Origin of the sequence: Burkholderia ambifaria AMMD (genome assembly GCF_000203915.1) — a bacterium.
Lineage (GTDB): Bacteria > Pseudomonadota > Gammaproteobacteria > Burkholderiales > Burkholderiaceae > Burkholderia > Burkholderia ambifaria.
Map to the genome: position 1 here is coordinate 2,244,108 of NC_008390.1, position 12,013 is coordinate 2,256,120.

Annotated in this window: 9 protein-coding genes; 3 read left to right on the top strand and 6 right to left on the bottom strand. The window is 66.9% G+C overall.

Going from position 1 to position 12,013, the window contains the following annotated elements; genetic code table 11:
• Positions 1-18: 18 nt before the first annotated feature.
• The 4 genes from frr to rpsB all read right to left on the bottom strand — a co-directional run bounded on the left by frr (position 19) and on the right by rpsB (position 3,335).
• A complete protein-coding gene (gene frr, locus BAMB_RS10310; RefSeq protein ID WP_006752152.1) occupies positions 19-579 on the bottom strand; it encodes a ribosome recycling factor in 561 nt (186 codons plus the stop codon).
• A 101-nt stretch (positions 580-680) separates the two neighbouring features.
• On the bottom strand, positions 681-1,394 hold the full coding sequence (gene pyrH / locus BAMB_RS10315; RefSeq protein ID WP_006752151.1) for a UMP kinase: 714 nt from the start codon (positions 1,392-1,394) through the stop codon (positions 681-683).
• A 156-nt stretch (positions 1,395-1,550) separates the two neighbouring features.
• The gene (gene tsf / locus BAMB_RS10320; protein ID WP_006752150.1) at positions 1,551-2,432 is read right to left on the bottom strand and encodes a translation elongation factor Ts; all 882 of its coding nucleotides are present in this window, start codon (positions 2,430-2,432) and stop codon (positions 1,551-1,553) included.
• 162 nt (positions 2,433-2,594) lie between these two features.
• A complete protein-coding gene (gene rpsB / locus BAMB_RS10325; protein WP_006752149.1) occupies positions 2,595-3,335 on the bottom strand; it encodes a 30S ribosomal protein S2 in 741 nt (246 codons plus the stop codon).
• Between the two features lie 382 nt (positions 3,336-3,717).
• Here rpsB and map point away from each other — a divergent pair, with 382 nt between their 5' ends.
• The 3 genes from map to BAMB_RS33645 are packed head-to-tail and all read left to right on the top strand — an operon-like array spanning position 3,718 to position 9,250.
• Entirely contained in the window at positions 3,718-4,533 is an 816-nt protein-coding gene (map, locus tag BAMB_RS10330) for a type I methionyl aminopeptidase (RefSeq protein ID WP_011657285.1), read from the top strand.
• Between the two features lie 51 nt (positions 4,534-4,584).
• A complete protein-coding gene (locus tag BAMB_RS10335; protein WP_011657286.1) occupies positions 4,585-7,161 on the top strand; it encodes a [protein-PII] uridylyltransferase in 2,577 nt (858 codons plus the stop codon).
• Positions 7,162-7,177: 16 nt separating this feature from the next.
• Positions 7,178-9,250, top strand: a complete 2,073-nt coding sequence (locus tag BAMB_RS33645) for a pseudouridine synthase (RefSeq protein ID WP_011657287.1) — start codon at positions 7,178-7,180, stop codon at positions 9,248-9,250.
• Between the two features lie 110 nt (positions 9,251-9,360).
• Here BAMB_RS33645 and def read toward each other — a convergent pair whose 3' ends face one another.
• Both def and ligA read right to left on the bottom strand, forming a co-directional pair.
• A complete protein-coding gene (gene def / locus BAMB_RS10345; protein WP_011657288.1) occupies positions 9,361-9,894 on the bottom strand; it encodes a peptide deformylase in 534 nt (177 codons plus the stop codon).
• A complete protein-coding gene (gene ligA / locus BAMB_RS10350) occupies positions 9,891-11,966 on the bottom strand; it encodes an NAD-dependent DNA ligase LigA (RefSeq protein ID WP_011657289.1) in 2,076 nt (691 codons plus the stop codon). The genes def and ligA overlap by 4 nt, the downstream gene beginning before the upstream one ends.
• Positions 11,967-12,013 lie beyond the last annotated feature (47 nt).

Sequence of the window (12,013 nt, forward strand, 5' to 3'; positions counted from 1 at the left end):
GGCGCGCGAGGACGGTCGTCAGACCGTCATGATCTCGGCTTCCTTGCTCTGCACGAGCTTGTCGACTTCGGCAACGTGCTTGTCCGTCAGCTTCTGCACGTCGTCGCTCGCACGGCGCTCGTCGTCTTCCGAGATTTCCTTGTCCTTCACGAGCTTCTTGAGCGCTTCGTTCGCGTCGCGGCGCAGGTTGCGGATCGCGACCTTCGCCGTTTCGCCTTCGCTCTTGACCACCTTGGTCAGCTCGCGGCGGCGCTCTTCCGTCAGCGCCGGCATCGGCACGCGGATCAGGTCGCCGGCCGTCGCCGGGTTCAGGCCGAGATCGGCTTCGCGGATGGCCTTCTCGACCTTCGCGACCATGTTCTTTTCCCACGGCTGCACGCCGATCGTGCGTGCGTCGACGAGCGTCAGGTTCGCAACCTGCGAGATCGGCACCATCGAACCGTAGTAGTCGACCTGCACGTGATCGAGCAGACCGGTATGCGCACGGCCCGTGCGGATCTTCGCCAGATCGTTCTTGAACGCTTCGATCGAGCGCTGCATCTTCTGCTCTACGCCCTTCTTGACATCAGCGACACTCATTTCAACCTCCAAACCTTCAACCTTCAAAGAACGCGGGCCCCGCCCGGCGCGCGACGCACCACGGCCGGCGACCCACGCCGCTTGCCCGCATCCGCGGGAGTTTACACGTGGACGAGCGTACCTTCGTCCTCGCCCAGCACGATACGCTTGAGCGCGCCCGGCTTGTTGATCGAAAACACGCGAATCGGCAGCTTCTGGTCGCGGCACAGCGCGAAGGCCGTCGCGTCCATCACCTGCAGATTCCGGCTGATCGCCTCGTCGAAGCTGATCGTCGCGTAGCGCGTGGCCGACGGATCCTTCTTCGGATCGGCAGAATATACGCCATCGACCTTGGTCGCCTTCAGCACGACCTCGGCGCCCACTTCCGAACCGCGCAGCGCGGCGGCCGTGTCCGTCGTGAAGAACGGGTTGCCCGTGCCGGCCGCGAAGATCACGACCTTGCCTTCCTCGAGCTGGCGGATCGCGCGGGGCCGGATGTACGGCTCCACGACCTGGTCCATGCGCAGCGCGGACTGCACGCGCGCGACGATACCGGCGTGGCGCATCGCGTCCTGCAGCGCCAGCGCGTTCATCATCGTCGCCAGCATCCCCATGTAGTCGGCCGTCGCGCGGTCCATGCCGGCCGCACCGCCCGCGACACCGCGGAAAATGTTACCGCCGCCGATCACGACCGCAAGCTGCGTACCGAGACCCACGACTTCGGCAATGTCCGCCACCATCCGTTCGATCGTCGCGCGATTGATGCCGAAGGCATCGTCGCCCATCAGCGCTTCGCCGGAGAGTTTGAGGAGGACGCGTTTATAGGCATTGGACATAGGGGCTTCCGAGCGACGAGAGGATGACAACCACGAACTGTAGGGGCGAAATACTGATTCGGGCAAGCGCCGACGGTCGGACCGGGGTTCCCGGCCGGCCGGCGGCGCCGCCGGCCGCGGCGGAGCGGACGCCCGCCGCGGATACTGCCTGACTGCTTACTGCTGCTTTGCTGCTGCGACTTGCGCGGCCACTTCGGCGGCGAAGTCGTCCTGGCGCTTCTCGATGCCTTCGCCGACGACGAACAGCGCGAACTTCTGCACCGTGGAATTCGCCGCCTTCAGCATCTGCTCGATCGTCTGCTTGTCGTTCTTCACGAACGTCTGGTTCAGCAGCGACACTTCCTTCAGGTACTTCTGGACGCTGCCGTCGACCATCTTCGCGACGATTTCAGCCGGCTTGCCCGATTCCGCAGCCTTCTGCTCGGCCACGCGGCGTTCCGTGTCGATCAGCTCTGCCGGCACGTCGGCCGACGACAGCGCGACCGGCTTCATCGCGGCGATGTGCATCGCGACGTCCTTGCCGACCTGCTCGTCCGCACCCGTGTACTCGACGATCACGCCGATACGTGCGCCGTGCAGGTACGTCGCGATCTTGTTCGCGGTTTCGAAGCGCACGAAACGGCGGATCGAGACGTTCTCGCCGATCTTGCCGATCAGTGCCAGACGCACTGCGTCGACCGTCGAGCCTTCGAGCGGCAGCGCCGACAGCGCGGCCACGTCGGCCGGGTTCTGCGTCGCGACGAGTTCTGCAACCGTCTTCGAGAATGCGAGGAAGTCGTCGTTCTTCGCGACGAAGTCGGTTTCGCAGTTCAGTTCGACCAGCGCGCCTGCATTGCCGCCGACGAACGATGCGACGACGCCTTCGGCCGTCACGCGCGATGCCGCCTTGCTCGCCTTGTTGCCGAGCTTGACGCGCAGCAGCTCTTCAGCCTTGGCCAGGTCGCCGTCGGCTTCCGTCAGCGCCTTCTTGCACTCCATCATCGGTGCGTCGGTCTTTGCGCGCAGTTCTGCCACCATGCTTGCGGTAATTGCCGCCATCATTCGCTCCTTGAGTCTGTATTCACCACGCCGCCCGCTTGGACGCGAACGGCCGAAAATCGTTTCCGGACCCGCGCCGATTCAGCGCGATCAGGTCCGGCGCACAAGCTTAAAAAAAGGGGGCCTGTTGAGAGCCCCCTTTTTGCGCCGGCTCGGGGCCAGTTACGCGTTTTCCTCGACGTACTCGTCGTCGCCGCGCGCTGCCTGGACCACTTCGTTGACCGCGTTCGCACGGCCTTCGAGGATCGCGTCGGCCACGCCTTCAGCGTACAGCGCGACTGCCTTGCTCGAGTCGTCGTTGCCCGGGATCACGTAATCCACACCTTCCGGCGAGTGGTTCGTGTCGACCACGGCGATGACCGGCACGCCCAGCTTGTTCGCTTCCGTGACGGCGATCTTGTGGTAGCCGACGTCGACGACGAAGATTGCGTCCGGAATGCCGCCCATGTCCTTCACGCCGCCGATCGACTTCTGCAGCTTGGCGATTTCGCGTTCGAACAGCAGCGCTTCCTTCTTGCTCATCTTCTCGAGCTCGCCTGCCTCGACTGCCGCTTCCATGTCCTTCAGGCGCTTGATCGATACCTTCAGCGTCTTGAAGTTGGTCATCATGCCGCCGAGCCAGCGTGCGTTGACGAACGGCATGCCCGCGCGCTGTGCTTCCTGGGCGATCGTGTCACGCGACTGGCGCTTCGTGCCGACGAACAGGATCGTGCCGCGGTTCGCTGCCAGCTGGCGCACGTACTTCTGTGCGTCCGTGAACATCGGCAGCGTCTTTTCGAGGTTGATGATGTGAATCTTGTTGCGGTGACCGAAAATGAACGGAGCCATCTTCGGGTTCCAGAAGCGCGTCTGGTGACCGAAGTGGACACCCGCTTCCAGCATTTGGCGCATCGTAACTGCCATGTAAATTCTCCACGAGGGTTGGGTCTTAAGCCGGCTGCCGTACCGCCGCGCGAACGCGCCCCGAAGGACCTTCGTTCCGCGCGGCCGGCACCCTTGGTTGCGCCGGCTTGCGATTCGGCACGTGCGAAAAATGCGCGTGCCACAAGCCTTTCATCGCCATGCCGCCCCAAAAACGAGGCAGGTTCGGCATTTGGATGTCGACTTAGCCAAAGAGTATAGCACGCCGATTTGTCGGCTCTCAAGTCGCCCGCCACTTTCGCTTGCCGCGCGGCAGCGGGCCGGACAATCCCCGGAAACCCGCATCGGCACCGCCGGCAGGGGCTGCGAGGCCAGCCATAAGGTGCGATAATCCGTCAATTCACCGCATTCCAGGCATACCTCGATGGCTATTACGCTCAAAAACGAACACGACATCGCCGAGATGCGCGTCGCCTGCCGTCTCGCGAGCGAAGTGCTCGACTTCATCACGCCGCACGTCGTCGCGGGCGTCACGACCGGCGAACTCGACCGGCTCTGTCACGAATTCATGCTCAACGAGCAGGGCACGATCCCCGCGCCGCTGAATTATCAGCCGCCCGGCTATCCGCCGTACCCGAAGGCCACCTGCATCTCGGTCAACGACGTGATCTGCCACGGCATTCCGGGCGAGAAGGTGATCAAGAACGGCGACGCGCTGAACATCGACGTCACCGTGATCAAGAACGGCTACTTCGGCGACACCAGCCGGATGTTCATCGTCGGCGAGGGCTCGATCCTCGCGAAGCGCCTCGTGCAGACCACCTACGAGTGCATGTGGCTCGGCATCGACCAGGTCAAGCCCGGCGCGCACCTCGGCGACATCGGCTACGCGATCCAGAAGCACGCGGAAGCCCAGGGCTACAGCGTCGTGCGCGAATACTGCGGCCACGGCATCGGCACGGTGTTCCACGAAGATCCGCAGGTCGTCCACTACGGCCGTCCGGGCACCGGCATCGAGCTGAAGGCCGGGATGATCTTCACCATCGAGCCGATGATCAACGCCGGCAAGCGCGACATCCGCACGATGCCCGACCAGTGGACGGTCAAGACGCGCGACCGCAGCCTGTCCGCGCAATGGGAGCACACCGTGCTCGTCACCGAGACGGGCTACGAGGTGCTGACCGTGTCGGCCGGCACGCCGGCACGCCCGGTGTTCGCGCAACCGGCCGCCGCGGTCTGAGCGCCGTCGCGCCCGCCCGCCTGCCCCCGCCCCCGACCTGAACGGCCACCCATGAGCGCTCACGCCGCCCCCTCGCCCGAAGCGCTGTCGCGGCGCGCCGAATTCAAGGCCGCCAAGGTCGACATGCTCGAGCGCTTTCGCAGCGCGGCGAACGTCGCGTCGCTGATGCACGCGCTGTCGAAGCTCACCGACGACGCGCTCAAGCGTGTATGGGACGACTGCGGATTGCCCGCGACGCTCGCGCTCATCGCCGTGGGCGGCTACGGACGCGGCGAGCTCGCGCCCTACTCCGACGTCGACATCCTCGTGCTGCTGCCCGACGCGCACGACCCGGCGCTCGACGCGCGCATCGAGCGCTTCATCGGGATGGCGTGGGATCTCGGCCTCGAGATCGGCAGCAGCGTGCGCACGGTCGCGCAATGCATCGAGGAAGCATCGCAGGACGTCACCGTGCAGACCTCGCTGCTCGAGGCGCGCCGCATCGTCGGCAGCACCGCGCTGTTCGAGCGCTTCACGGTACGGTATCACGAGGCGCTCGACGCCCGCGCGTTCTTCACCGCGAAGGTGCTCGAGATGCGCCAGCGCCACGCGAAGTTCCAGGACACGCCGTACAGCCTCGAGCCGAACGTGAAGGAAAGCCCAGGCGGCCTGCGCGACCTGCAGACGATCCTGTGGATCGCGCGCGCGGCGGCCTTCGGCAGCAGCTGGCGCGAGCTCGACACACGCGGGCTCATCACCGAGCGCGAGGCGCGCGAGCTGCGCCGCAACGAAGGATTCCTGAAGACGCTGCGCGCGCGGCTGCACGTGATCGCCGGCCGTCGCCAGGACATGCTCGTGTTCGACCTGCAGACGCAGGCCGCCGAGAGCTTCGGCTACCGGCCGACGCAGGCCAAGCGCGCGAGCGAGCAGCTGATGCGCCGCTACTACTGGGCCGCGAAGGCGGTCACGCAGCTCGCGACGATCCTGATCCAGAACATCGAGGCGCAGCTGTTCCCCGCGACGAGCGGCATCACGCGCGTGCTGTCGCCCGATCGTTTCGTCGAGAAGCAGGGCATGCTCGAGATCGTCGACGACGGCGTGTTCGAACGCCATCCCGACGCGATCCTCGAAGCCTTCCTGCTGTACGAGGTGACCCGCGGCGTGAAGGGCCTGTCCGCCCGCACGCTGCGCGCGCTTTACAACTCGCGCGAGATCATGAACAACACGTGGCGGCGCGATCCGCAGAACCGCCGCACGTTCATGCAGATCCTGCAGCAGCCCGAAGGCATCACGCATGCATTCCGGCTGATGAACCAGACGAGCGTGCTCGGCCGCTATCTGCTGAATTTCCGCCGCATCGTCGGCCAGATGCAGCACGACCTGTACCACGTGTATACGGTCGACCAGCATATCCTGATGGTGTTGCGCAACCTCCGCCGCTTCGCGGTGGCCGAGCATGCGCACGAATACCCGTTCTGCAGCCAGCTGATCGGCAATTTCGAGCGCCCGTGGGTGCTGTATGTCGCCGCGCTGTTCCACGACATCGCGAAAGGCCGCGGCGGCGACCATTCGACGCTCGGGATGGCCGACGCGCGGCGCTTCTGCCGCGAGCACGGCATCACCGGCGACGACGCGGCGCTGATCGTATGGCTCGTCCAGCATCACCTGACGATGAGCCAGGTCGCGCAGAAGCAGGACACGAGCGACCCGGAGGTCATCAAGCGCTTCGCGGAAGTCGTCGGCAACGAACGCTACCTCACCGCGCTCTACCTGCTGACCGTCGCCGATATCCGCGGCACGAGCCCGAAGGTGTGGAACACGTGGAAGGGCAAGCTGCTCGAGGATCTCTACCGCATCACGCTCGCGGTGCTCGGCGGCGCCAACCCCGATGCGCATTCGGAACTGAAGTCGCGCCAGGAGCAGGCGCTCGCGCTGCTGCGCCTCGAGACCGTGCCCGACGACGCGCACCGCGCGCTGTGGGATCAGCTCGACGTCGGCTTCTTCCTGCGTCACGACGCGGCCGACATCGCATGGCAGACGCGCGTGCTGTACCGGCACGTGAACGCCGAGACGGCGATCGTCCGCGCGCGGCCGTCGCCGATCGGCGACGCGCTGCAGGTGCTCGTGTACGTGAAGGACCGCCCCGACCTGTTCGCGGGCATCTGCGCGTACTTCGACCGCAACGGACTCTCCGTGCTCGATGCGCGCGTCAGCACCACGCGGCATGGCTATGCGCTCGACAATTTCATCGTCACGCAGACCGAACGCGACGTGCGCTATCGCGACATCGCGAATCTCGTCGAACAGCAGCTCGCGACGCGCCTTGCCGAGACCGCGCCGCTGCCGGAGCCGTCCAAGGGCCGCCTGTCGCGGCTGTCCCGGACGTTTCCGATCACGCCGCGCGTCGACCTCCGGGCCGACGAGCGCGGTCAGTACTACATCCTGTCCGTGTCCGCCAACGACCGGCCGGGCCTTCTCTATTCGATCGCGCGCGTACTGGCCGAGCATCAGGTCGGCGTCCACGCGGCGCGGATCAATACGCTCGGCGAACGCGTCGAGGACATCTTCCTGCTCGATGGTGCCGGCCTGTCCGACAACCGCCTGCAGATCCAGCTCGAAACCGAATTGCTGCGCGCGATCGCAGTCTGAATGAATCCCAGCGTTTATGCGCACCAAATTAACCGTCAAGAATCCGCGTCCGGCGTCGCCGACCCGCGCACCCGTCCGCTCCGGCAGCCTCGTCGCTCGCAAGGCGGTGCGCCCCGCCGGGCCGCCCGCGGCCGACAAGCCGCCGCGCCCGAAGAAGGCCGCCGCGCCGGCAGCCGCCGGCGAACGCGCGTTCAAGCCGCGCGGCGCGGAACGCCCGGGTGCGGATCGCGCGCCGGCGAAGCGCGCACCGCGTGACGGCGGTGCCGAGCGCGGCGACGCGCGTCCCGCGCGTCCGTATCGCAGCGCCGAAGGTCAGCCCGATGCGCGGCCGCGCCGCGCGGGCGCCGAAGGCGGTGCCCGCGCGCCGTATCGCGACAAGGCGGAGGGCTACGGCGAGAAGCGCAGCTTCGGCGAACGCCGTACGTCGTCCGACCGCCCGGCTCGCCGCAGCGATGACGATACGCGGCCGCGCCGTGCAGGCGCGGAAGGCGGCGCACGCGCACCGTATCGTGACAAGGCAACCGGCGAAGGCGCGAAGCGCAGTTTCGACGATCGCCGTACGTCGTCCGACCGCCCGGCTCGCCGCAGCGACGACGATACGCGGCCGCGCCGCGCAGGCGCCGAAGGCGGTGCACGCGCGCCGTATCGCGACAAGGCAACCGGCGATGCGCCGAAGCGCAGCTTCGGTGAACGCCGTACGTCGTCCGACCGTCCGGCACGCCGCGACGACGATGCACGGCCGCGCCGCGCAGGTGCCGAAGGCGGTGCACGCGCACCGTATCGCGACAAGGCAACCGGCGATGCGCCGAAGCGCAGCTTCGGTGAACGCAGTACATCGTCCGACCGACCGGCACGCCGCGACGACGATACGCGGCCGCGTCGCGCAGGCGCCGAAGGCGGCGCTCGCGCACCGTATCGCGACAAGGCAACCGGCGATGCGCCGAAGCGCAGCTTCGGCGAACGCCGTGCGCCGTCCGACCGCCCAGCTCGCCGCAGCGATGACGATACGCGGCCGCGCCGCGCAGGCGCCGAAGGCGGCGCACGCGCACCGTATCGTGACAAGGCAACCGGCGATGCACCGAAGCGCAGCTTCGGTGAACGCAGTACATCGACCGACCGACCGGCTCGCCGCAGCGACGACGATGCACGGCCGCGCCGCGCAGGCGCCGAAGGCGGCGCACGCGCCCCCTATCGCGACAAGGCAACCGGCTACGGCGAAAAGCGCAGCTTCGGCGAACGCGGCAACACCGAGCGCCGCTCGACGGCCGCCGCGCCGAAAGCCGCACAACCGGTCAAGCACCGCGCCCCCGACATCGATCACGGCGACGAAACCGGCCTGATGCGCCTGTCGAAGCGCATGTCCGAGCTCGGCCTGTGCTCGCGCCGCGAAGCCGACGAATGGATCGAAAAGGGCTGGGTGCTCGTCGACGGCGAACGCATCGACACGCTCGGCACCAAGGTCCGTCCCGACCAGAAAATCGAGATCGACGAACGCGCGAGCGCCGCGCAGGCCGCACAGGTGACGATCCTGCTGCACAAGCCGGTCGGCTATGTGTCCGGTCAGGCGGAAGACGGCTACGAGCCCGCGTCGGTGCTGATCACGCGCGCGAACCAGTGGAGCGGCGACCGCTCGCCGCTGCGCTTCTCGCCGCAGCATCTGCACGCGCTCGCTCCGGCCGGCCGGCTCGACATCGATTCGACCGGCATGCTCGTGTTGACGCAGAACGGCCGGATCGCGAAGCAACTGATCGGCGAGCAGTCGGACATCGACAAGGAGTACCTGGTGCGCGTGCGCTTCGGCGAACGGCTGCTCGACATCGACCAGCACTTCCCCGCCGAATCGCTCGCGAAGCTGCGCCACGGCCTCGAACTCGACGGTGTCGCACTGAAGCCCGCGATGGTGAGCTGGCAGAACGGCGAACAGCTGCGTTTCGTGCTGCGTGAAGGCAAGAAGCGCCAGATCCGCCGGATGTGCGAACTGGTCGGTCTCGAAGTGATCGGCCTGAAGCGCGTGCGGATGGGCCGCGTGATGCTCGGCGCGCTGCCGCAAGGGCAATGGCGCTACCTGTCGCCCGACGAGTCGTTCTGACGGCAGGCAGGCACACACGGCGTGCCACGCAATGACAAAGCCCGCGCAAGCGGGCTTTGTCGTTTCCGTCACGACGACGGCACGCAACATCGCGCACCGCCGCGTACCGATCAGTCGTCGTCGGTCGGATCGAGCCCCGGGAACAGCACCTCGGTGAAGCCGAAGCGCGTAAAGTCGGTGATCCGCATCGGATACAGCTTGCCGATCAGGTGGTCGTATTCGTGCTGGACGACCCGCGCGTGGAAGCCTTCCGCGACGCGGTCGATCTTCGCGCCGAACTGGTCGTAACCGCTGTAGCGCACCTTCGCATAGCGGCTGACGACGCCGCGCATGCCCGGCACCGACAGGCAGCCTTCCCATCCCTCTTCCATGTCCGGCGGCATGTACTCGAGCTTCGGGTTGATCAGCACGGTCTCGGGCACGGGCGGCGCGTCCGGATAGCGGTTGTTGCTGCCGAAGCCGAAGATAATGAGCTGCAGCCCGATGCCGATCTGCGGCGCGGCGAGGCCCGCGCCGTTCGCGTGATGCATCGTCTCGAACATGTCCGCGACGATCTCGTGCAGCTCCGGCGTGTCGAACTGCGCGACCGGCTTGGCGACTTCGAGCAGGCGCGGATCGCCCATCTTCAGGATCTCGCGAATCATGGGGTGTTGCCCTCCAGGAGTTGGTGCAGTCCGTCTTCGTCCAGTACGGGGATGCCGAGTTCCTCGGCCTTCGCGAGCTTGCTGCCGGCGTCGGCGCCCGCGACCACGTAATCCGTCTTCTTCGATACCGAGCCCGCGACTTTCGCGCCCGCCGCTTCGAGCATCTCCTTCGCCGCGTCGCGGGTGAGATTCGGCAGCGTGCCCGTCAGCACGACCGTCTTGCCGGCCAGCACGCCCTGCGGCGCCCTCGGCGCGGGCGGGCCTTCGGCCCACGTGACCTTGCCGGGCGCGCGCAGTTGCTCGATCACGGTGCGGTTGTGTTCTTCCGCGAAGAACTGGTGGATCGACTCGGCGACGATCGGCCCGACGTCGTTGACTTCGAGCAGTTCCTCGATCGACGCGTCCATGATCGGGGTCAGCGACCCGAAGTGCTTCGCGAGATCCTTCGCGGTCGATTCACCGACATGGCGGATCCCGAGCCCGTAGATGAAGCGCGCGAGCGTCGTGTGCTTCGCCTTCTCGAGCGAGTCGAGCAAATTCTGTGCGGACTTCTCGGCGAACCGGTCGAGTTCCGCGAGCGTCGCGAAACCGAGATTGAACAAGTCGGCCGGCGTGCGCACGAGATTCAGTTCGACGAGCTGATCGATGATCTTCTCGCCGAGCCCGTCGATGTCGAGCGCGCGACGCTGCGCGAAGTGCCACAGCGCCTGCTTGCGCTGCGCCGGGCAGAACAGGCCGCCGGTGCAGCGCGCGATCGCCTCGTCCGGCAACCGCTCGATCTTCGAACCGCACACCGGGCATTCGGTCGGCATCACGAATTCGGCCGCATCGTCCGGCCGGCGATCGAGCAGCGCGCCGACGACCTCGGGGATCACGTCGCCCGCGCGCCGCACGATCACGGTATCGCCGATCCGGATGTCCTTGCGGCGCACTTCGTCCTCGTTGTGCAGCGTCGCGTTGGTCACCGTCGCGCCGCCGACGAACACGGGTTCGAGCCGCGCGACCGGCGTGATCGCACCCGTGCGGCCGACCTGCACGTCGATCGCGACGAGCCTGGTCAGCGCTTCCTGTGCGGGAAACTTGTGCGCGAGCGCGAAGCGCGGTGCGCGCGACACGAAGCCGAGGCGATCCTGTTCGTCGCGCCGGTTCACCTTGTAGACGACGCCGTCGATGTCGTACGGCAGCGACTCGCGCTTCTCGCCGACCTTGCGGAAGAAGCCGAGCAGGCCGTCGGCGCCGTACACGACCGCGCGCTCGCGGTTCACCGGCAGGCCGAACGACTCGTACCAGTCGAGCAGTGCGCTGTGCGTGTCCGGCATCGGCATCCCGTCGAGCACGCCGATCCCGTACGCGAAGAACGACAGCGGCCGCTGCGCGGTGATCTTCGGATCGAGCTGGCGCAGGCTGCCGGCCGCCGCGTTGCGCGGGTTCGCGAATTCACGCTGCTCGGCCGCGCGCTGGCGTTCGTTCAGGCGTGCGAAATCGCGCTTGAACATCAGCACCTCGCCGCGCACGTCGAGCAGGGCCGGCACGTGCGCGCCCTTCAGCTTCAGCGGGATCGAGCGGATCGTGCGGACGTTCTCCGTCACGTCCTCGCCGGTCGTGCCGTCGCCGCGCGTCGACGCCTGCACGAACACGCCGTGCTCGTAGCGCAGCGAGATTGCCAGCCCGTCGAACTTCAGCTCGCACGCATATTCGACCGGGTCCGTCACCGAGCCGGCGAGATCGGTCGTCTTGCCGAGCGCATCGGCGACGCGCTTGTCGAACGCGGCGATGTCCTCGTCGGCGAAGCCGTTGTTCAGCGACAGCATCGGCGCATCATGGACGACCGGCGTGAAACCGCCCGCCACTTCGCCGCCGACGCGCTGCGTCGGCGAGTCGGGCGTCACGAGGTCGGGATGATCGGTTTCGAGTTGCTGCAGCTCGCCGAACAGTCGATCGTATTCGGCGTCGGGCAGATCCGGCTGGTCGAGCACGTAATAGGCGTAATTCGCCCGCTCGAGTTGGTCGCGCAGCCACGCGGCACGCGCGTCGGGCTGGCTGGCTGGCGGTTCGGCTTGGGTTCGGGCCATGCTGGCGGCAGTTTCGTTCTGAAAAATCGGATGTTCGATTATCTCAG